Source organism: Actinokineospora auranticolor (assembly GCF_002934265.1).
In the GTDB taxonomy this organism is placed as follows: Bacteria; Actinomycetota; Actinomycetes; order Mycobacteriales; family Pseudonocardiaceae; genus Actinokineospora; species Actinokineospora auranticolor.
Genome location: NZ_PTIX01000018.1, coordinates 101,487 through 122,604, shown reverse-complemented (window position 1 = coordinate 122,604; position 21,118 = coordinate 101,487). Strand labels below are relative to the sequence as shown.

General features: G+C 71.3%; 17 protein-coding genes. 10 read left to right on the top strand and 7 right to left on the bottom strand.

The features are described 5' to 3' along the window. The first annotated feature begins 95 nt into the window (after nucleotides 1-95). The 3 genes from CLV40_RS26940 (at nucleotide 96) to CLV40_RS26930 (ending at nucleotide 1,659) form a co-directional block, all read left to right on the top strand. Entirely contained in the window at nucleotides 96-581 is a 486-nt protein-coding gene (locus tag CLV40_RS26940; protein ID WP_104481791.1) for a GtrA family protein, read from the top strand. A 16-nt stretch (nucleotides 582-597) separates the two neighbouring features. Further along, entirely contained in the window at nucleotides 598-1,038 is a 441-nt protein-coding gene (locus tag CLV40_RS26935; RefSeq protein ID WP_104481790.1) for a hypothetical protein, read from the top strand. A 252-nt stretch (nucleotides 1,039-1,290) separates the two neighbouring features. Continuing rightward, a complete protein-coding gene (locus tag CLV40_RS26930) occupies nucleotides 1,291-1,659 on the top strand; it encodes a bleomycin resistance protein (protein ID WP_104481789.1) in 369 nt (122 codons plus the stop codon). Here CLV40_RS26930 and CLV40_RS26925 read toward each other — a convergent pair. From CLV40_RS26925 to CLV40_RS26905, 5 genes are all read right to left on the bottom strand, one after another. Next, a complete protein-coding gene (locus CLV40_RS26925; protein ID WP_104481788.1) occupies nucleotides 1,642-2,997 on the bottom strand; it encodes a type I glutamate--ammonia ligase in 1,356 nt (451 codons plus the stop codon). The genes CLV40_RS26930 and CLV40_RS26925 overlap by 18 nt on opposite strands. Beyond that, nucleotides 2,994-4,748, bottom strand: coding sequence for an IucA/IucC family protein (locus CLV40_RS26920; protein ID WP_104481787.1), 1,755 nt, complete (start codon nucleotides 4,746-4,748; stop codon nucleotides 2,994-2,996). The genes CLV40_RS26925 and CLV40_RS26920 overlap by 4 nt, the downstream gene beginning before the upstream one ends. After that, nucleotides 4,733-6,001, bottom strand: coding sequence for a lysine N(6)-hydroxylase/L-ornithine N(5)-oxygenase family protein (locus CLV40_RS26915; protein WP_104481786.1), 1,269 nt, complete (start codon nucleotides 5,999-6,001; stop codon nucleotides 4,733-4,735). Before CLV40_RS26915 ends, CLV40_RS26920 begins: the two co-directional genes overlap by 16 nt. After that, nucleotides 5,992-7,398: a pyridoxal phosphate-dependent decarboxylase family protein gene (locus CLV40_RS26910; protein ID WP_245931589.1), complete on the bottom strand. Its 1,407-nt coding sequence runs from the start codon at nucleotides 7,396-7,398 to the stop codon at nucleotides 5,992-5,994. The genes CLV40_RS26915 and CLV40_RS26910 overlap by 10 nt, the downstream gene beginning before the upstream one ends. Nucleotides 7,399-8,055: 657 nt before the next feature. Next, on the bottom strand, nucleotides 8,056-10,128 hold the full coding sequence (locus tag CLV40_RS26905) for a S9 family peptidase (RefSeq protein ID WP_104481821.1): 2,073 nt from the start codon (nucleotides 10,126-10,128) through the stop codon (nucleotides 8,056-8,058). A gap of 158 nt (nucleotides 10,129-10,286) precedes the next feature. Between CLV40_RS26905 and CLV40_RS26900 the strand changes: the two genes are divergently transcribed. Beyond that, nucleotides 10,287-11,183, top strand: a complete 897-nt coding sequence (locus CLV40_RS26900; RefSeq protein ID WP_104481784.1) for a S1C family serine protease — start codon at nucleotides 10,287-10,289, stop codon at nucleotides 11,181-11,183. A gap of 192 nt (nucleotides 11,184-11,375) precedes the next feature. Here the strand turns inward: CLV40_RS26900 and CLV40_RS26895 are convergent, their stop codons facing one another. Beyond that, entirely contained in the window at nucleotides 11,376-11,972 is a 597-nt protein-coding gene (locus tag CLV40_RS26895) for an NADPH-dependent FMN reductase (RefSeq protein ID WP_104481783.1), read from the bottom strand. A 62-nt stretch (nucleotides 11,973-12,034) separates the two neighbouring features. Here CLV40_RS26895 and CLV40_RS26890 point away from each other — a divergent pair, with 62 nt between their 5' ends. The 6 genes from CLV40_RS26890 (at nucleotide 12,035) to CLV40_RS26865 (ending at nucleotide 18,660) form a co-directional block, all read left to right on the top strand. Beyond that, nucleotides 12,035-12,640, top strand: coding sequence for a TetR/AcrR family transcriptional regulator (locus tag CLV40_RS26890; protein WP_104481782.1), 606 nt, complete (start codon nucleotides 12,035-12,037; stop codon nucleotides 12,638-12,640). A gap of 125 nt (nucleotides 12,641-12,765) precedes the next feature. Continuing rightward, nucleotides 12,766-14,178, top strand: coding sequence for a CBM96 family carbohydrate-binding protein (locus CLV40_RS26885; RefSeq protein ID WP_104481781.1), 1,413 nt, complete (start codon nucleotides 12,766-12,768; stop codon nucleotides 14,176-14,178). A 177-nt stretch (nucleotides 14,179-14,355) separates the two neighbouring features. Then, complete coding sequence (locus CLV40_RS26880) at nucleotides 14,356-15,597, top strand: MFS transporter (protein WP_104481780.1); 1,242 nt, start codon at nucleotides 14,356-14,358, stop codon at nucleotides 15,595-15,597. After that, nucleotides 15,597-16,568: a TolB-like translocation protein gene (locus CLV40_RS26875; protein ID WP_104481779.1), complete on the top strand. Its 972-nt coding sequence runs from the start codon at nucleotides 15,597-15,599 to the stop codon at nucleotides 16,566-16,568. The genes CLV40_RS26880 and CLV40_RS26875 overlap by 1 nt, the downstream gene beginning before the upstream one ends. 120 nt (nucleotides 16,569-16,688) lie before the next feature. After that, complete coding sequence (gene rocD, locus CLV40_RS26870; RefSeq protein WP_104481778.1) at nucleotides 16,689-17,903, top strand: ornithine--oxo-acid transaminase; 1,215 nt, start codon at nucleotides 16,689-16,691, stop codon at nucleotides 17,901-17,903. 112 nt (nucleotides 17,904-18,015) lie between these two features. Then, nucleotides 18,016-18,660 (top strand): class I SAM-dependent methyltransferase, encoded by a 645-nt coding sequence (locus CLV40_RS26865; protein WP_104481777.1) that lies wholly within the window; start codon nucleotides 18,016-18,018, stop codon nucleotides 18,658-18,660. A 480-nt stretch (nucleotides 18,661-19,140) separates the two neighbouring features. Here CLV40_RS26865 and CLV40_RS26860 read toward each other — a convergent pair whose 3' ends face one another. Further along, nucleotides 19,141-20,763, bottom strand: a complete 1,623-nt coding sequence (locus tag CLV40_RS26860; RefSeq protein ID WP_104481776.1) for an ABC-F family ATP-binding cassette domain-containing protein — start codon at nucleotides 20,761-20,763, stop codon at nucleotides 19,141-19,143. Nucleotides 20,764-21,118: the final 355 nt, after the last annotated feature.

Genomic DNA, 21,118 nt, shown 5'->3' with positions numbered 1-21,118 from the left:
TCCGCGCTGTTACAGTGGTTTTGTTCCGCGCCGGGACCGCCGCGTGTTCGCCCACCGGTCGGCGAATGGTCATTCAAGATCGTCAGGATGGCGGTATGTCGGTGCGGGAGGTTCGGCGGCACGAGCGCGGGGAGCGGTTCGGCGCGGCCATGGCGGCGATCACGCGGCGGCTGCCGTTCGGGCTGAGCCGGGTGGTGCCGCCGAGCCTGCTGGGCTTCGGGGTGATCAACGGGTTCACCTTCGCGGTCGACCTGGCGCTGCTGACGCTGATGCGGAGCGGGTTCGGGTGGCCGTTGCCGGTCAGCATCACGATCGGGTACGTGTTGGCGTTCGGGCTGAGCTTCGTGCTCAACCGCGCCCTGAACTTCCGGTCGCACGCGGACGTCGGCCCGCAGGTCGGCCGGTACGTGGTCGTCGTGACGATCAACTACCTGGCCTGGATCCTCGGCGTCGGCAGCGGCCTGGCGGCACTGGGCGTCGACTACCACCTCGCGCGGGTGGCGGCGGGGGCGTGCGAGGCCGTGTACATGTACGTGTGCATGCGCTGGGTGGTGTTCCGCGAACCTCGCCTGAAGGGGTGACGATAGGGTCCGCGCCATGCGCAGGGTGTTGATCGCGGTCGTGCTGCTGGTCGCCGGGTGCGGGACCGCCGAGTCACCCGCTCCGGCCCCGCCCCCCGTGGCGGCCGCGGACCTGCTGGCGAAGGTGGGGGCGGCGCTGGCCGATCCGTGCGCGCAGCGGGCGAGTGGGCCGGACGGGATTTCCGACCCGTGGACGTGCGAGGACTACGTCGGGCGGGTGAGCGACCTGGTCGCGGCCATGTCGACGGTGCCGGGTGACACCGAGTACGCGCGGCAGGCGGAGCGGCTGCGCGCGGAGGTGGCGGCGTACGCCGACAACCGCTGTGGGGATCCGGGTACGCCGTCGGTGGACGAGTGCGGGGTGGCGTTGGCGAACATCGGGGAGTCGTTGGGGTTCGTGCGGGATGAGGCGACGGCCCGGGCGGGCACCGTCGTCGAGCCGGAACCGACCGAGTAGTCCCGCTTCCCACAAGATCCCCCGGGGCACGCCCCTCCCGCCCTGGGGGCAGGCCCTTGATGCCATCCTATCGGCGCTGGTCAGGGGTTTGGAAGCCGATTTGGCGGGCGGTGGATGGGATGCGGGGATGGGGATAACTCGCGATCTTGCGTACCGGGCGCGGGTGGCCGATTCGCGCTCGGGTCAAACTTGTCGGGCAAGACCCCGCCGCGGCAGAGCAGGTGCAGGTCGGCGAGTTGGCTGGGAGGTTGGATGTCCGAGGTTGGGTTCGAGGAGATCGCCCCGATTGTGCCCGTGGTGGACTTGGACGCGGCGCTGGCGCGGTATCGGGCGTTGGGGTTCGAGGCCGACGCCTACACCGGTGGGGCCAGGTACGGGTTTGTGCGGCGGGGAAAGGTTTCGCTGCATTTGACCGAGTGGGCGGAGCACGATCCGAAGAGCACCGCGTCCGCCGTCTACCTCTATGTCTCGGATGCCGACGCGGTGCACGCCGAGTGGGCGGGTTCCGGGGTCGAGGGGCGGTTGACGGCGCCCCAGGACACCGACTACGGGTTGCGGGAGTTCGCGTTCGTCGACGTGGATGGGACTTTGCACCGGGTTGGGTCACGCGCGCAGGTCTGAGCGGGTGCGGTGGGATTCGGTTACCTGATCCAGGCCCCAGTCGAGTTCCTCGCCCAGGAAGGCGGCGCGGTGGTCGACGACGGCCTCGCCCAGGAGGGCGGTGGGGAGCTTCGACGTGGTGAGGCGGTTCAAGGCCTCCCAAGGGGTTCTGGCGAGGTCACCGGTTTGCTTGTTCTCGGCGGGCAGCGGTAGCCGCTCCTCCACGCCGGAGAGGCCGGAGGCCAGCAGGGCCGCCACGACGAGGTGCGGCTGGGCGTCGGCGCCCGCGAACCGGGCCTCCATCCGCAGGGACGGGCCGTAGCCGGTGATGCGGATGGCGGCCGTGCGGTCGTCGACGGCCCAGCGCACCGACCTCGGGGAGAAGGGGCCGGTGCGCAGTCGGACGTAGGAGTTCCAGGTGGGGGCCCAGAACGCGGTCAGGTCGGGGGCCGCGCGGAGGATGCCCGCGAGGAAGTGGCCGAAGACGGTGGAGAGTTGGCCGGGGCGGTCGCCGGGGACCTGGGAGACGCCCGATGGGTCCGAAATGGACAGGTGGACGTGGCAGGAGCCGCCGGTGCCGGGGGCTTCGGACGCCAGGTAGCCCGCCCGGAGGCCGTGTGCGGCGGCGGTTCGGCGGATGACCAGCTGGTGGAGCATGGCGTCGTCGCAGGCGGCCAGGGCGTCGCGGTGGCGCTGGACTACCTCGTACTGCCCGGGGTGGCACTCGCCGCGGGCGGATTCCACGCCGAGGCCGAGGGTGTCGACGGCGGTGTGGACGTCGGCCAGCAGACCGGACAGGGGCGACAGGGCCCCGACGGCGTAGTCGAGGCCCGCGGTGGTCAGGGGGGTGCCGTCGGGGCGGGTGAAGGTGACCTCGTGCTCGATGCCGATGGAGGGCACGAGGTCGTGCTTCTCGGCTGCCACCAACTGGTCTCGCAGCGTCGTGCGCGGGGCCTCGGGCACGGGTCTGCCGTCCGGCCACTCGACGTCGCAGACGACCTGCCAGCGGGTGGGGCCGTCGGGGGTGAGGGTGGCCAGGTCGGGGCGGAGGCGGAGGTCGCCGTAGCCGCCGAGGAACTGGTCCACGGCGGGGGCGTTGACGGCTTCGCGTTCCGGGTTCCAGCCGAGGACGTACGAGCACATGCCGTAGCCGGTCGACAGGACGGTGTCCACGAAGAAGTTCGCGTCCAGTTCCACCGCGGCGAACCGGGCGTGCGGGTCCGGCACGAGGCACACCACGCGCCGGACCTCGCCCTTGGCGACGGCGCCGCGCAGGGCGCCCGACAGCGAAGTCGCGGCCTGGGCCCGCGCGGCGAGGGTGCGCGGGCCCACTGGTCGCGCGTGGTCGATGGCGGTCACCAGGCACCTTCCGGGTCGGGCGCGGCGAGCGGGTTCGAGGCGCGGCCGAAGCGCACGTCGAACTCGTCGTCGCGTTCGACCTTGTCGAATCCCTGGCCCGCGAGGTGTTCGCGGTTGAGGCAGACGCGTTCGACCTCGGGGGCGAACAGTGCGCAGGCGTCGAAGCGGGCGGCGGTTTCCGGGTGCGCGTCGCGGTAGGCGGAGACGACCTCGCGGACCAGGGTCCACAGGCGGGGGCGCGGGAAGCCGAGTTCGTCGTCCAGGATCTCCGCCAGGAACCGGAGTTGGCCCGCGAAGACGGAGCTGAACAGGGACTGCGCGAGCAGGTGCGGCGGCCAGCGCAGCATGTCGGCGCGCGCGGCGGGGCCGAGCAGGTCGTAGGCGGGCACGGGTTCGTCGAGCAGGTCGACGCCCTGGGCGAAGTCCTTGATGGCGACGTGCTTGGGTCTGCCGCGCTGGTCGGTGACCAGGATGAGGTTCTGGCCGTGCGGGCAGAAGCCGACGCCGTGGGCGAGCAGCCAGTGCAGCAGCGGGGTGAGGAGCAGGTCCAGCAACCGCCGCGTCCAGTCCTCAGTGGACATGCCGGAGGAGCTGACGAGGTGGGCCAGCACGGAGCCGTCGGTGCCGCGGTAGGGCAGGGCGGCGAAGGAGATGGCCTGTTCGCCGTCGGCGAGGCGGGTTCGGATGGGTTCGCGCCACAGGGCGCCGAGTGTCTCGTGGAAGCGGTAGGGCAGTTCCTCGATGGCGCCGAGCAGGGGGTGGCGCACCGAGACGCTGGCGATCTCGCCGAGCAGGTCGAAGCGGTAGCGGTCGCGCAGCAGCTCGTCGCTCTGGTAGACGGCCCGCAGCCAGGTCGTCACCTCGGGCGCGGCCAGGGTCGCCGCCGACGCCAGTCCCCGGTACACCAGGGTGTTGCGCACCGACAGCGCGGTCTTCACGTCGTAGCGGGTCGGGTGGGAGGCGTTGGCCAGGGTCCGGACGGTCTGGTGTGGACGGTAGCGGTCCGTGCTCTCCCCCACCGGCACGACGACGCCGGTGGCCAGTTCCCTGGCGTACAGGGTGCCCACGACCTCGTCGAGCTGCCACGGGTGCACGGGCATCAGCACGTAGCTCGCCGGGTCGGTCAGCTTCGCCCGGAACGCGGCCAGCTTGGCCGCGCCCAGTTCGCCGACCAGCAGCTTCTCCTCGGTCAGCGTGGACACGCAGCGGAAGCTCGCGTGGTCGCGGTGCACCGCGATCCACGGCAGCGCGAACCCGGCGCCCGATTCCGGCGCGTACCGGGCGCGGTCGTGGGCGGAGAAGCCGACCCGGCCCTTGTTGAGCACGAGCCGGGGGTGGCCGGTGAGGTGCCCGTCCGCCTCGTCGTAGTCCATTTTGGACAGCTCGGCGGCGGTCGGGGCGTCGGCGAGCCGGGCGGCCTCGTTGGTGACGGTCGCGGTGAGCTCGGCGAGCACGTCGGCCAGCCGCAGGCCGGTGAGGCCCAGTTCGGTGCGGGCGTCGACGACCAGGGTGCGCGGGTCGTCGGCCGGTTCGCCGTCGCGGGTCGCGCTGCCCGCGCGCACGGCCCAGGAGTCGAAGGCGCCGCGCCGCGCGGTGAACCGGTAGACCGCCCCGCCCACCAGTTCCAGCCGCCAGGCGCCGTCGCCCTCCGGTTCGGGCCGCAACAGGCCCTCGTAGCTCAGCTCGCCGAGCATCTTGTGCACCACCAGCGCACCGGCGTCCCGCCATGCGGTCGTCACGTCGCCCTCCATCGCTGTGTCGCCAATCCGAACGTCGTGAACGCGGTGCGCTCGGGCAGCGGGTGGACCGCCCGCCCGCACACGGCGTTGAGGATGGTCGCCGCGCGCCAGGCGGCGAGGCCGAGGTCGGGGGCGCCGACGCCGTGCGTGTGCCGCTCGGCGTTCTGCGCGTACACCGCGCCGGTGATGTCGGGCCGCAGGCCGACGCGGAACTCGGCGTCGACGGTGTGGCGGCCCGCGTGGTCGCGGGGGCCGAGGAGCGGGCCGAGGAGGGCGTGGAGGTCGCGTTCGGCGTAGCCGGTGGCGCAGACGACGGCGTCGGTGCGGGCGGTGGCCGTCGCGCCTTGGTGGGTGTGGCGCAGGTCGAGGTCGACGCGGCCGTCCGCGCGGCGGGCGGAGGTGACCTCGATGCCGGGGGTGAGGGTGACGTCGGGCCAGCCGCCGCCGACGGTGCGCCGGTAGAGCTCGTCGTGGATCTCGGCGAGGGTGTCGGCGCTGATGGCCTTGTAGAGCTGCCACTGGGCGGGGACCAGGGCGTCGCGGGTGGGTTCGGGGAGGGTGTGGAAGTAGCGGGTGTAGTCGGGGGTGAAGTGTTCGAGCCCGAGTTTGGAGTACTCCATGGGCGCGAAGGCGGGGGTGCGGGTGAGCCAGCGAAGCCCACCGCCGCGTCTGCGTAAGAGGTCGAGGAAGACCTCCGCGCCTGATTGGCCTGACCCGACCACGGTGACGTCGTCTAGCCCTAGGAGCTCGTCTCGCACGGTGAGGTAGTCCGCCGAGTGGTGGGCCACTTCGGCCAAGGGCGCCGGTAAGACCGGTTCGGTGCCGATACCGATGACGACGTTGTGCGTTAAGAGGGTGTCGTTCTGGGTGGTGACCTCGAAGAGCTCCTCGTCGGCCGACCACTCCACGGCGACTACCTCCTGCCCGAAGGCGCACGACGGAAGGCGTTCAGCCGCCCAGCGGCAGTAGTCGTCGTACTCGGCGCGGGGGATGTGGAAGCGCTCGGTGAAGTAGAAGGGGAAGAGGCGGTCGCGGTGGCGTAGGTAGTTGAGGAACGACAGGGGGTTGGTGGGGTCCACGAGGGTGACCAGGTCGGCGAGGAACGGCACCTGCAGGGTGGTGCCGTCGATGAGCAGACCGGGGTGCCAGCGGAAGTCGGGGCGGCGGTCGAGGAACCGCGCGCGGAAACCGTCGACCCGCGACGCGAGCGCCGCGAGCGACAGGTTGAACGGGCCGATGCCGACCCCGACGAGGTCTAGCGGCACCGGTCCGCCTTTTCCGCGACCAGATCCAGCAGGGGCAGGTAGTCGGCCGGGGTGGCGTGTGGGTGCAAGAGAGTCAGTTTGAGCCACAACGCGGTACCGGTCGGGGTGCGCAGGGTTGCCCTACCGAGCACGGCGGCGCCGTCGTCGAGGAGGGCACGGCGGACCGCGGCGACCAGTTCGTCGCCCTCTTCGGGAGGGAGGTCGTCCGCGGCGGTGGGGCGAAGCAGGACTGTCGAGAGAGAGGGCGCTGCCCAGAGTCGTAGTGCGGGGTGGTCGGCGACGGCGCGCGCGACGGCGGCGGCGTTCTCGCAGCAGCGGTCGACGAGCAGGCCCAGGCCCGATGTGCCGAGGGCGCGGGTGGTGACGACGATCTTGAAGGCGTCCGGGCGGCGGGAGGTGCGCAGGGAGCGGCCGAGCAGGTCGGGGAGCCCGGCCTCGGTGTCGTCGACGGCGTTGAGGTAGTCGGCGTTGGTGTCCAGGAGCGCGGTGAGGGAGCGGTCGCGGCAGACGAGGATGCCCGCGGCGATCGGCTGCCACCCGAGTTTGTGCAGGTCGAGGGCGATGGAGTCGGCCCGGTCGAGTCCCTTGACGGCGAGCGCGCGGTGGCGGCTGAAGAGGAGGGCGCCGCCGTACGCGGCGTCGACGTGCAGCCAGGCGCCCGCGGCGCGGGTGAGGTCGGCGATCTCGGTGAGCGGGTCGATGGCGCCCGAGTTGGTGGTGCCCGCGGTGGCCACTACGACGGCGGGTCGGCGCAGTTCGGCGAGGGTGGCGGCGAGCGCACCGAGGTCGATGCGGTCGTCGGTGGTCGCGACCGGGACGGGTTTGGGCAGGCCGAGGAGCCAGGCGGCGCGGGCGACGCTGTGGTGGGCGTTGTCACCGCTGACGACGACGGTGTCGGCGCCGAGGGTCTCGCGAGCCAGCAGGAGGGCGGTCAGGTTGGACTCGGTGCCGCCGCTGGTGATCAGCGCGTCGGGCCGGTCGGCGGACGGGTACGCCAGGCGGGCGAGGTCGTCGGCGAGCGCGCGTTCGATGGCGCTGGCGGCGGGGGCCTGGTCCCAGGAGTCCATGGACGGGTTGAGGACGCTGGCCACCAGATCCGCGGCGGCGGCGACGGCCAGCGGCGGGCAGTGCAGGTGGGCGGCGCACCAGGGGTCGACCGGGTCGGCGGAGCCCGCGGCCAGGATCGCGCTCAGCTCGGCGATGGCAGCTTCGGCGCCGATGCCCTCGACGGGCAGTGCGGGCAGGTCGGCGATGGCCGCGTCCGCGGCGGTCGGGCCGCCCGCGGGGATGGGGCCGCCGCGGTCGCGGACCCCCTCGGCCAGGGCGGCGAGCGCGACGGTGACCAGCTCCCCCACCGTCTCGCTCCCCGCCAACGCGGCGGCGGGGGTCTCCCGCACTCGCGGAACCCAGTCGAGGCCGTTAGCCCGCACCAGACCATCCCTTCTTAGGTTTGCCTATCCTTACTAAGATAGCCGGCGATCACCTCCCACGGTCGAGCGACACCTGTCCATACTTGGGATCTTGCTTGGCTCGCGCGCTCCGCGCCAGGGTCCGGGCAGGTCAAAAGCCCGGACGGTGGGTGGTTCCGCACGTCCGGGCGTCCAATCCGGACGGCGCGACCGGGCTGTACGTCCACACGAACGGGTGGCCGTGACCGAGTCTTGTCACGGCGAGTGGAAACCCGGGACCGCTGTCGCGTTCGCGCATGATCCACACCGCGAGGGCGGGAACAACTCGGCACGGACGACTCGACGCGGGTTGCCGGTAGTTGTTCGAACACCGCGCGTAGGACTTGGCACGGGCCCTCGCCTGACCTACCAGGGGCGCGTCGCGGCAGGTCGCGCGACACCTGACCGCCTCGGTGCCGGGTAGGGATCACGCAGGTAGGCGCGCCGCTCGGACCGAATCGCCGATCGGCGATCACGCGGGGCACCGCCGCGAACGCAGCCGAGTTCCCGCCGAACTCGGCCCATTCCGCCGGGCGGCGATCCGCGCGAGGTCGCTGGAGAGACGCGTCCGCCCCACCGAACAGGTGAGGCGGACGCGTTGTCGTCTCAGGCGCCCAAGGCGGACTTGAGCCAGCGGACCTGGAGGAGCATGAAGTTCTCCGCCACGTCGTCGGTCTGCGGCGTCATGTGGGTGACACCCGGTAGGGGTAGCAGGGCGTGCGGCCTGCCCGCGGCGGTCAACGCGCTCGACAGGCGGAGCGCGTGCGCGACCACCACGTTGTCGTCGGCCAGGCCGTGGATGATCAGCAGCGGCCGGTCGAGCTTCGGGGCGTCGTCGATCAGCGAGTTGCGCCGGTAGGCGTCCGGGTTCGTCTCCGGGTGGCCCAGGTAGCGCTCGGTGTAGTGCGTGTCGTAGAGGCTCCAGTCGGTGACCGGGGCACCCGCGATGGCCGCGTGGAAGACCTCGGGGGCGCGCAGCACGGCCAGCGCCGACAGGTAACCGCCGTAGGACCAGCCGCGGATCGCGACGCGGGTCAGGTCGACATCGGGGTGTTCGGCGGCGACGGCGCGCAGGGCGTCGATCTGGTCGGCGAGGGTGACCTCGGCCGGGTCGCCCGCAATGGCGCGGTCCCACTCCGGGCCGCGGCCGGGCGTGCCGCGGCCGTCGGCGACGATGACGGCGAAGCCCTGGTCGGCCAGCCACTGCGAGGTGAGGAATGTGCCGCGCGTGGACAGCACGCGCTGGGCGTGCGGGCCGCCGTACGGGTCCATGAGCACCGGGAGCGGGCCGCTGCCCGGGACGTGGCCCGTGGGGTAGAGCAGGGCGGCGCGCAGGCCGCGCTCGCCGACCGTCAGCAGTCGCGCGTTGACGGCCAACGGGGGCTCGACGTTGAGCGCGGCGACCTCGCCGACCTGTTCGCCGCCGCGCAGCACGGTGACTCGAGGGCCGAACCAGTCGAGCGACCACGACGACAGCACGACGACGTCGCCCGCGCGGGCGGCGGTGTGCACGCCATCCACTGTGGACAGGCGCTGGTCGCCCAGGTGGACGTGCACCTGGGTGGGGTCGTCGGCGGACGCCGAGTAGAGGACGTCGTCGGCCACGTCGAGCACGGCGCGGACCTGGAGGTCGCCGCTGACCACGGTGTCGCCGACGACGAGCCGGTACCTGCCGTCGCGGGCCTCGGTGCGGACCAGCTCGCCGCCCGTGGTCCACGCGGGGACGCCGGGCTGGATCTCGACCCAGTGCTCGTCGGTGTCGGTGTGCAGGACCTCGGTGGCGCCGGTGTCCGGGTCGAGGGCGCGGATCTCGAGGGTGCGCTGGTCGCGGGACTGGACGGCGATGAGCGGCCTGCCGCCCGTCGACCAGTGCGCGGTGACCAGGTACGGCAGGTCGACGCCGTCCCAGTCCACGTCGACGCGGCTGCCGTCGACGCCGTGCACGGCGAGCGCGACCTTCGAGTTCGGGGTGCCCGCGGCCGGGTAGGCCACGACGTTGGGCTCGGCGCCCGGGTTCGCCGGGTCGGCGATGTACCAGCGCTGGACGTCGCTGTTGTCGACGTGCGCGACGAGCAGGCGGGTGCCGTCGGGGGACCACCAGTAGCCGCGGGAGCGGCCCATCTCCTCGGCGGCGACGAACTCGGCGAGGCCCGCGGTGCGGTCCGCGCCGTCGGGGGTGGCGACGGCGCGGTCGTCGGTGCCGTCGACGTTGACGACCCGCAACGCGCCCTCGGCGACGTACGCGACGCGGGTGCCCGTGGGGTCGGGGCGCGGGTCGATGATGGGTGTGACCGTGGCCACCTCGCGGGCCTCGCCGGAGAGCGCGTCGGCGACGAAGAGGCGGCCGGACAACGCGAAGGCGGCGACGCGGACCGCGGCGTCGGTGGCGTTGGCGGTGACGCCGCCGCCCTGCTCGCGGGTGCGCTCGCGGCGGGCGCGTTCCTCGGCGGGCAGTTCCTCGGCGCCGCCACCGAGCAGGGTGTCGGGGTCGCCGAGCCTGCTCTCGCCGCCGGTGGCGAGGTCCTGCTTCCACAACACGTGGGTGCGGTCCTCGCCGGAGGCGGCGCGCAGGAACAGCAGGTGGCTGCCGTCGGGCGCGATCCGGAACTCCCTCGGCGTGCCGAGGGTGAAGCGCTGCGTCCGCGCCTGTAGGCGCAGGAAGGAGGTCTCACTGGTCACGGGCACAACCTATCCGCCCGTGGGCTGGCGCGGCAGGGTGGAGGCGTGGGGTGTGGACAGGTTCTGGGTATGTGGACAAGTGGCCGGTTCCCGGGTTCTTGGGTAATCCCCTGGGATTCCACAGGTTCCTCATAAGCGCGGGTCCGACAGTTGGTGCCATGGACACGTACCCCGGACCGCAGCAGCAGCAACTCCCCCTCTACGCGCACCCGACGTACCCAGGTCATTCCCAGGCCCCGCGGAATCGCATTCGACGCGGCACGGTCGCCCTGGTGGCGGCGTCGGTGCTCGGCGCGGGCGCGCTCGGCGGCGTGGCGGGCGCGTTCATCGGGTCCGACGGCGCCACGGCCGCCCCTTACACGGTGAGCACGAACGCGCAGACCGCGTCCGCGACGGTGCCGACCGACATCAGCGCGGTGGTGGAGAAGGTGATGCCGAGCGTGGTGGAGATCAGCGTGCGCACGAGCAACGCCGAGGGCATCGGCTCCGGCGTCGTCCTGACCTCGGACGGGCGCATCCTGACCAACAACCACGTGGTGTCCGGTGCGCGGGACATCACGATCACCTTCTCCGACGGTAAGACCGCCAAGGCTTCCGTAGTGGGCACCGACGCGTCGGCGGACCTGGCCGTCGTGCAGGCGACCGGCGTCAGCGGGTTGACCGCCGCCGAACTCGGCGACTCCTCGCAGGTGCGGGTGGGTGACGAGGTGATCGCGATCGGCTCCCCCGCCGGGTTGCAGGGGACCGTGACGACCGGGATCGTCAGCGCGCTCGACCGCGACGTGAAGATCCCGGCGGAGAGCGACAGCCGCGACATGCGCGGCCGGGCGGCGTCGACTTCGTCCTCGGTGTCGTACAAGGCCATCCAGACGGACGCGTCGATCAACCAGGGCAACTCGGGCGGGCCGCTGTTCGACACGACCGGTCGGGTGATCGGGATCAACTCGGCCATCTACTCGCCGGTGTCCAGTGCGGACGGCGCGGCGGGCAGCGTGGGCATCGGGTTCAGCATCCCGGTCAACGCGGCCAAGGAGGTGGTCGCGCAGATCAGCTGATCTTCGAGGGAGGAGGGACCGCGCGGGTTTCGGGGCTCGCGCGGTCCCTTCCGCGTATCCGGGTGGAGTGTCCACAGGGTACGGACGCGACCTCTACCGCGAGGGCCGTGATGCCTCCGGCCCCCGGTATCCAGCCTACCGGCGGGCACCGACGGTTCGCGGAGAAGACGATCAAGCCTGTGGACAGACCGGTCAGGCCGCGACCGCGGACGCGCGCAGGGTGGCGAGGGCCCGGGACCAGTCGTGGACTTCGTCGAGGAGGACGTGGAGGGTGGTGAGTTGGCGCGGGGCGGGGGTGAAGTCGCCCTGTTCCAGGGGGTTGGTGATGGTGAAGTCGGTGTGCATCGAGAGGGCCACCTGGGTTCGGACGCCGGCGACCTTGAGTTCGGCGAGGCTCAGGCGGAGGTGTTCGACCGCGCGGACGCCGGCGGCTTGGGGGCCGTAGCTGACGAAGCCCGCCGCCTTGTCGTGCCACTCGGCGTAGAGGTAGTCCAGGGCGTTCTTCAGGGAGGCCGGGTACGAGTGGTTGTACTCGGGGGTGACGAACACGAAGCCGTCGTAGGCGGCGATGGTCTTGGACCACGCGAGGGTGTGGGGGTTGCGGTAGTCGCCGGTGATGGCGGGGGCCGGTTCGTCCAGCAGGGGGAGCGCGAAGTCGGCGAGGTCGACCAGGCCGACGCCGACCTCGGCCGGGTAGTGGGCGCGGGCGGCGGTGACCACCCACTCTGCGACGGCGAGCGCGCGGCGGCCGGGGCGGGTGCTGCCGGTGATGACGGCGATGCGGGTCATGTCAGGTAAAGTACAACGTGCATGGCAAACTGTAAAACGCCCGTTGCACCCGGAGGCCGCCCATGGTCCGACTAGCCGACAAACGCCGTTCGATCCTCGACGGCGCGCTGGCCACCTTCGCCCGCGACGGCTACACCCGCGCCAGCATCGACGCCATCTCGGCGGCGGCGGGGGTGTCGACCCGGACCATCTACAACCACTTCGCCGACAAGGCGGCCCTGTTCGGCGCGGTCATCGAGGAGAGCGCGACCCGGGTCGCCGACGCGCAGACCGCGACCATCGACCGGCACCTGTCCAAGGTCACCGACCTGGAAGCGGACCTGGTCGCGTTCGCCATCGCGTGGGTGCGCTCCACCGAGGAGTTCCCCGACCACTTCGCCCTTGTCCGCCAAGTGAACGTGGAAACCGCACATGTGCCGGAGGCGGCTCTTGTGGCATGGCAGGAGAACGGTCCACTACGGGCCCAACGTGAACTCGCGGCCAAGTTCTCCGAACTGGCCGACCGGGGCCTACTACGACTCGACGACCCCGTGCGTGGCGCTATCCACTTCATGATGCTGGTGTCCACCCAGAACCCTTCCCTGCGCACACGCCCCACAGAGGCGGAGTTGGACGAGATCGCCACAACGGGAGTGCGCGCTTTTCTCTACGGCTACCGCGCGCACTGACCCCGCAACCGGACTGTTCACCCGGGCGCCATCTGACCGTCCGAAGACGCCGTGGTGATCGTTTGGGGGCGCCCGGGAAGGTGAGGAGTCCCGAACGGACTACCGACCCAGGGAAGGGCATCCTCATGTCCAGTCGCACAGCCAAAGCCAGGGTGGCGGTCGCGTCGGCGGTCGCCGTCGCCGCGGCCACCGCGGTCGCCGTGACCGGCGGCGGCAACGTGGCCTCCGCCGCGACGACCACCTTCACCCCCGCCGCCGACACCTACGTGGACAACGGCTCGACCGGCACCAACTACGGCACCTCCGGCCAGCTCGGGGTCGACAACTCGCCGGTCAAGCGGATCTTCCTGCGGTTCACCGTCAGCGGGCTCACCGCGCCGGTCGCCAACGCCAAGCTGCGGGTGCACACCGACGACGTCAGCGGCTCGAACAGCCCCGCCGGGGGCACCTTCCGCGCGGTGTCGAACAACACCTGGTCGGAGACCGCCACCACCTGGTCGAACCAGCCCGCCATCGACGGCGCCACCCTGGGCACCCTGGGCTCGGTCAGCCGCAACGCCTGGTACGAGGTCGACGTGACCTCGGCGGTCACCGGCAACGGCACGTACAGCATCGCCATCACCTCCACCAACAGCGACGGCGCCGACTACGACTCTCGCGAGTCCGGTAGCGCCACCGCGCCACAGTTGGTCATCTCCAGCGACACCACCACCACACCGCCCACCACCACTACTACTACGACCGGCCAGTCCGCCGACCCCGTCCTGGTTGGCGCGGGCGACATCGCGGACTCCGGTTCCGGTGACACGGCGACCGCGAACCTGCTCGACGGCATCTCCGGCACGGTCTTCACCACCGGCGACAACGTCTACCCGGACGGCACTGCGTCGCAGTTCACCACCTACTACAACCCGACGTGGGGTCGGCACAAGGCGCGCACGCGCCCCTCGCCCGGCAACCATGACTACAACACCTCCGGCGCCACCGGCTACTACGGCTACTTCGGCGCGCAGGCGGGCACTTCAGGTCTCGGCTACTACTCGTACGACCTGGGCAACTGGCACGTCGTGTCGCTCAACAGCGAGATCAGCAAGTCCGTCGGCTCGCCGCAGGAAGTGTGGCTGCGCCAGGACCTCGCGGCCAACACCAAGCCCTGCACCCTGGCCTACTGGCACAAGCCGCGGTTCACCTCCGGCTCCAACCACGCGCCGGACAGCTCCACCGGCCCGCTGGTGCAGGCGTTGTACGACAACAACGCCGAGGTGATCGTGACCGGCCACAACCACCAGTACGAGCGGTTCGCGCCGATGAACCCCAGCGGCACGGCCGATGCCACGCGCGGCATCCGGCACTTCGTCGCGGGCATGGGCGGCGCGGGCTTCTACGGCTTCGGCACCATCCAGCCCAACAGCGAGGCGCGCAACAGCAACACGCACGGCGTCCTCAAGTTCACCCTGCACGCCAACAGCTACGACTGGCAGTTCGTGCCGGAGGCGGGCAAGACGTACACCGACAGCGGTACCAACTCCTGCCACTGAGTTCATTCCTCCCACCACCCACCCCCGCCCGGCACCGTCCCCGGCTCGGTGAGGTAACCACCGCTTGGGTGTTGTGACGGTCGGGGTGGTCTTGGGAAGACGAACGCAGTCGGTTCCGTAGTGCTGCCGGGCCCTCCGGGGTCCGGCAGCACTCCCCTGCCCGCTCGGAGGTGTTGCGTGTACCTGTCCACCGTCACCACGCCGCAGGTGACCGAGGCCGGTAAGAGCCGCAAGTGGAGGGTCGGCGGCAATGTGCTGGCCCTTGGCGCGGTAAGCCTGATCACTGACATCTCCTCGGAGATGGTCACCGCCGTCCTGCCGCTGTACCTGGTCATCGGACTGAACATGAGCCCCTTGGCGTATGGGGCCATCGACGGCCTCTATACGGGCGCGACGGCTCTTCTGCGTCTGGTCGGCGGGTACCTCGCCGACCGCACGAACAGACACAAGACCGTGGCGGGCCTGGGGTACGGGATCTCGTCGGTGGCCAAACTGGGGCTGATAGCGGCGGGCAACTCCACCGGCCTGATCGGGTTGGCCATCACGGCGGATCGCGCGGGCAAGGGGATGCGCACCGGACCGCGGGACGCGCTGATAACCCTGTCCACGCCGCAAGAGCACCTGGGGCGCGCGTTCGGCGTGCACCGTGCCATGGACGCCACCGGAGCCTTCGCCGGGCCTCTTGTCGCGCTGGCCGTGTTGGCGTACGCGGGCTCGCAGGCGTTCGACGCGGTGTTCTTCACCAGCTTCGTGATCGCAGCCTTCGCGGTCGTGGTGCTCGTGCTGTTCGTGCAGAACAAGCAGGAGCCCGTTGCGCGCAAGGCGGTGTCGGTACGCGCAGCCACGGGCCTCTTACGCCTACCGGGCGTGCGAGCCCTTCTTCTGGCCGCGACGCTACTCGGGCTGGTGACCGTGGGAGACGGATTCGTCTACCTGATGCTCCAAGAGCGCGGCGACCTCGCCGTCGGTTGGTTCCCCGTGTTGGCGGTGGGGACGAGTTTGGTCTACCTGCTACTGGCTGCCCCTCTTGGCGTCCTCGCGGACAAAGTGGGTCGCTCGCGGGTAATGCTCGGCGGGTACTGCGCACTGGCCGGGGCCTACCTGGCGCTGTTGGGGCCGTTCAGCGGGATACCGCTCATCGTGCTCGTCCTCTGCCTCTACGGGCTGTTCTACGCCGCGACCGACGGTGTGCTGATGGCATTGGCCGGTCGAGTGCTGCCGGAGTCGCTGCGGGCCACGGGAATGGCCCTGGTGCAGACGGGGCAAGCGCTTGCGTACCTTGGTTCGTCGGTTCTCTTCGGACTCGCGTGGCAACTCTGGGGGATCTCGGCCGCGTGCCTCGCGGCCGCCTTGGCTGTGGTCACCGTCATCGTCGTCACCGCGGTGATTTTCGCCCACGTGAACAGGAAGGCCGTCTGATGCTCAGTCTCAAGGCACGTGTCCTGACCGCCGTAGTGGCCGCGGCGGTCCTGGGTGGCGCCGCTGTCGCGTACGCCGCGAACTCGGCGCCCGCCGAGGTCGTCGACGCGGAGACCGTGGGCGCGCTGCGGGCAGGCCCGCGGTTGCAGGTGCTGACCAACGGGCTGCTGTCGTCGGTGTCGGCGAGCGACACCCGCGGACCGCGCACGATCAGCGAGCGCAAGTGCGACCGCGCGTACGCGGCCGGCGGGACGGTCGCGTGCCTCGCGCCGGTGGACGCGCTTACCGCGACTCGGCTTATGGTGTTCGACGCGCAGATGAACGAGCGCAAGACGGTACCGCTGACCGGCTTCCCCAATCGGCTCAAGATCTCCGCGAGCGGGCGGATGGTGTCGTGGACGGTGTTCCTCGAAGGCCACTCGTACGCCACTACGGGCTTCTCGACGCAGACCGGCATCTTGGACACGCAAACCGGTGCGGTCGTCAGCTCGTTGGAGGAGTTCAAGGCCACCGTCGAGGGGAAGCCCTTGACCGCAGCGGACGCCAACTACTGGGGTGTCACGTTCACCGGCGACGACAACCGGTTCTACGCAACCCTGTCGACCGGCGGTAAGCGCTACCTGGTCGAGGGCGACCTGAGTGCGCGCACGGTCCGCACGCTCACTACGAACGTCGAGTGTGCCTCGGTGTCGCCGGACGGTACGCGCGTGGCGTTCAAGTCCGCCATCGATGAGGATCCCAAGAAGGGGTGGCGGTTGTCGGTGCTCGACCTGAAGATGCTGCGACGCACCCCGCTGGCGGAGGAGCACAGTGTCGACGACCAGGCGGTGTGGCTGGATAACGACACCGTGACCTACGGCCTGCAGCGGCCGGACGGCGTCAACGACGTGTGGTCGACGCGGGCCGACGGCACGGGGGCGCCCGCGCTGCTGGTGGAGGGGGCCAACTCCCCCGCCCCGCTCCCAGCGTGAGCGGGCCACCCGTCCGGTGCAACGATTCGCTCACCAGATCGGGTGATGGCGCAACGAACACGCGGCAGAAGCAACGCTCCACGGATGAATCAACCGCGTACCTGGGCCTAACCTGGCAGCATGACCGCCACCGTTCCCACCACCGCCGCGTTCATCGAGCTGGACGAGCGGTGGAGCACGCACAACTACCACCCGCTGCCGGTGGTCATCGCCGAGGCCGAGGGCGCGTGGGTGACCGACGTGCAGGGCAAGCGCTACCTGGACTTCCTCGCCGGGTACTCCGCGCTCAACTTCGGGCACCGGCACCCGGCCCTGGTCGCGGCGGCGGTCGAGCAGCTGCACCGGGTCACGCTGACCAGCCGCGCGTTCCACCACGACCAGCTCGGGCCGTTCTGCCGCGAGCTGGCGGAGCTGACCGGGACCGACCTCGTGCTGCCGATGAACTCCGGCGCCGAGGCCGTGGAGTCGGCGCTCAAGGTCGCCCGCAAGTGGGCGTACCGGGTCAAGGGCGTGCCGCAGGACACCGCGCAGATCATCGTCGCGGGCGCGAACTTCCACGGCCGGACGACCACGATCGTGTCGTTCTCCACCGACGAGGTGGCCCGCGCGGACTTCGGGCCGTTCACCCCGGGGTTCACCGCGGTGAAGTACGGGGACGCGCAGGCCGTCGAGGCCGCGATCACCGACCGGACCGCGGCCGTGCTGGTCGAGCCGGTGCAGGGCGAGGCCGGGGTGGTCGTGCCGCCCGCCGGGTACCTGCGGGAGCTGCGGCGGCTGTGCGACGAGAACAACGTGCTGCTGATCGCGGACGAGATCCAGTCCGGCCTGGCCCGGACCGGCGAGCTGTTCGCGCTGGACCACGACGGCGTGCGCGCGGACCTGTACACGCTGGGCAAGGCGCTGGGCGGCGGGATCCTGCCGGTCTCGGCGGTCGTCGGGCGCCGGGAGGTGCTCGGCGTGCTGCGCCCCGGTGAGCACGGCTCCACTTTCGGGGGTAACCCGTTGGCGTGCGCGGTGGGCCGCGCGGTGATCAAGCTGCTGGCCACCGGCGAGTTCCAGGAGCGGTCGCGGGTCGTCGGCGAGCACCTGCACCGGCGGCTCGGCGAGCTGGTCGGGCGCGGGGTCGCGGAGGTCCGGGGGCGCGGGCTGTGGGCGGGCGTGGAGATCGCGCCCGGCGGCCCGGGCGGCCGGGCGGCGTCCGAGGCGCTGATGGCGCGCGGCGTGCTGTGCAAGGAGACCCAGGAGACCACGCTGCGGGTGGCGCCGCCGCTGGTCGTGACCGAGGCGGAGGTCGACCGCGGGGTCGACGTGATCGCGGAGGTGCTGGGGACGTGAGGACACCGGGCGGCCGCGCGCGAGGGCCCCGGCCGCCCGGCCACGGCGAAAAAACGTCACGTCCCCGAAAATCCAGCCTTTAGGGTGAACCAGGTCCTGCCAGAATCCCCGCGTGGAAACCCAATTCTGGATAGATTCCTGGCACGAGGGCGGCACCAAGACCAGCTTCCACCTCCCGGTGGTCCACCCCCACGCCAGGATGCTCGCGGAGCGCGGCCTGCTGGCGGGCGCCCGCGTGCTGGTCCCGCTGTGCGGCAAGACGGCGGACATGCTGTTCTTCGCCGCGCAGGCGGTGTCGGTGGTCGGTGTGGAGCTGGTCCCGCAGGCCATCGAGGAGTTCATGGCGGACAACGGGGTCACTCTTGTGGAGGACCCCGAAGGCGTGTACCGCAAGGACAACCTGACCATCCTGAACCGTGACGTGTTCGCGCTGTCCCCGGCCGAGGTGGGCGAGTTCGACCTGGTGTACGACCGGGCGGCGCTGATCGCGTTCCCGGAGGAGATGCGCCCGCGGTACGTGGCGGCCATGACGGAGTTGGCGGCCCCGGGCACGCGGTACTTCATCAACACGCTGGAGTACCGGCCCGCGCTGCCCTCGCCGCCGTTCTCGGTCGGCCCGGACCAGATCGAGGCCTACTTCGGCGGCGCGTTCGACATCGAGCACGTGGCCAAGGAGGAGCGGCCGGACCACCGGATGGTGGAGAAGTTCACCCTGGAGAGCCTGACGGAGCACGGATTCCTGCTCCGCCGCCGGTAGTCCACATCCCGCCGAGTTGTCCACAGGCAACTGAAGAGCCCCGGGTTTTGTCGGCCGCCGTCGGTAACGTGGAAACCGGGCTGAGTCGGATCGGTTTCGGCACCAACGGGTTCACGGCAACGGCATCACGGGCAACGGCATCACGGGCAACGGGTTCACGGGACAGCGGCGGCACTGTCCATGGGCTCGGTGAGTGGTGCGCGCGGGTGGTCGGCTGGTTCGTCGGAACCCGGTGGTCGGGAATCGGGCGAACCAGTCGGTCCGGTGCAGGCTGGCTCCTGTGGCGTGCGCGGGTGGGGCTTGAGCCAAGAAGCTCCCGTGGGGCCGCTGGACTCGGGCCTCATCCCACTGGGCGTCGAGGACTCGGCGACGGTGCCGAAGATGAGGTAGCGGTTGACGGTGCGGGCGAACCAGCCAGCCCGGTACAGGCCGACCCCCGTGGCGTGCGCGGGTGGAGCTTGAGCCGAAAGCCCGCGCGAGTCAGCGAGATCGTTGGACCCGGGCTTCGTCCCAGACGGGCGTCGGGGACTCGGCGACGGTGCCGTCGGTGCGGAAGATGAGGTAGCGGTTGAAGGTGCGGGCGAACCAGCGGTCGTGGGTTACCGCCACGACTGTGCCCTCGTAGGCCTCGAGGGCGTCTTGGAGGGCTTCGGCGGAGTGGAGGTCGAGGTTGTCCGTCGGTTCGTCGAGCAGGAGGAGTGTGGCGCCGGAGAGTTCGAGGAGGAGGATCTGGAACCTGGCCTGTTGGCCGCCGGACAGGGTTTCGAAGAGCTGGTCGCCGGACGCGGCCAGGCCGTATCGGCTGAGGGTCGCGGCGGCGGAACCCCGGTCGAGGCCCGCGCGGGTGTCGTCGCCGTGCCAGAGGATGGTGGCGAGGGTCTTGCCGTGCCACTCGGGGTGCTGGTGCGTCTGGGCGAACAGGCCCGGGACGACGCGCGCGCCGAGGCGGCAGACGCCGGTGTGGGCGACGCTGTCCTGATCGGACAGCAGGCGCAGGAAGTGGCTCTTGCCGGAGCCGTTGGACCCCAGGACGGCCAGGCGGTCGCCGAAGAAGACCTCGGTGTCGAAGGGCTTCATGAGGCCGGTGAGTTCGAGGTTCTCGCACGTGATCGCGCGGATGCCGGTGCGACCACCGCGCAGGCGCGGCTTGACGCGTTGCGGTTTGGGCGGGACCGGCGGCGGGCCCGCCTCCTCGAACTTGCGCAGCCGGGTCTGGGCGGCGCGGTAGCGGCCCGCCATGACGTCGCTCATGGTGGCGGCGCGTTGCAGGGAGCGGACCAGCTCCTTGAGTTTGGCGTGCTCCTCGTCCCACCGGCGCTGCTGCTCGGCGATGCGGTCCCAGCGGGCCTCGCGCGCGTCGTGCCAGGTGGCGAAGCCGCCCGCGTGCGTCCACGCGGTCCCGGCCTCGACGGTGACGACGTGGGTGGCGACGGCGTTGAGGAGTTCGCGGTCGTGGCTGATGAGCAGCACGGCCTTCGCGGTCTCGGCGAGCCGCTCCTCCAGCCAGCGCTTGCCGGGGACGTCGAGGTAGTTGTCGGGCTCGTCGAGGAGCAGGACCTGTTCGCGGCCGCGGAGCAGGGCCTCCAGGACGAGGCGCTTCTGCTCGCCGCCGGAGAGGGTGCGGACCTCGCGGAAGCGGGCCTTGTCGTAGCCGACGCCGAGGGCCGCGGTGGTGACGGTGTCCCAGGTGACCTCGGTGGTGTAGCCGCCCGCCTCGTCGTAGTCGACCAGGGCGGCGGCGTAGCGGAGCTGGGTGTCCTCGTCGTCGGTGTCCATGAGGGCGAGCTCGAGCCGGTCCAGCTCGGCCGCCGCCCGGCGGAGCGGCTGGGGGGCGACGGAGAGGAGGAGGTCGCGGACCGAGCGGTCGTCGCGGACGGAGCCGACGAACTGGGGCATCACGGCGAGACCGCCCTTGACGGAGACGCCGCCGTCGGGGGAGGTCAGGTCGCCGGAGATGATCCGCAGCAGGGTCGTCTTCCCGGCCCCGTTCTCGCCCACGACAGCGACGACCTGGCCCGCGCCGACCTTGAGACCGGCGTCGCGGAAGAGCACGCGCCCGTCGGGGAGCGTGCAGGAGAGCCCACTGGCATCAAGATGACCCACCCGCGCATGGTGGCGGACCGGGGCGGGTGGGCGCGACCGCTTTCCGGCGACGCCCGGCGTGGTGCGGCAGCGGATGGCGTCGCGGCCGGGTGTGGGGTGGCCGCTCTTCGGGCAGGTTCACCCGCTGCGGCAGCGGCGGGCCATGCGACGACTTCTTTGCCAGGTGTGCGGGAAGGCGGCCGATCAGTCCGCCGACGGGGTGCTGTGGTTGCTGCTCGACCACCGCCAGGACTGGGACGGCTGGCCCGAGGGCATGGCGGCGGCCGAGCCGCCGGTGTGCGGAGTTGGCCACGAGGCTTTGTCCGGCTTTTTGGCGGGGGCACGTTTTGGTCCGCGTTAGGCGGCATGACATCGC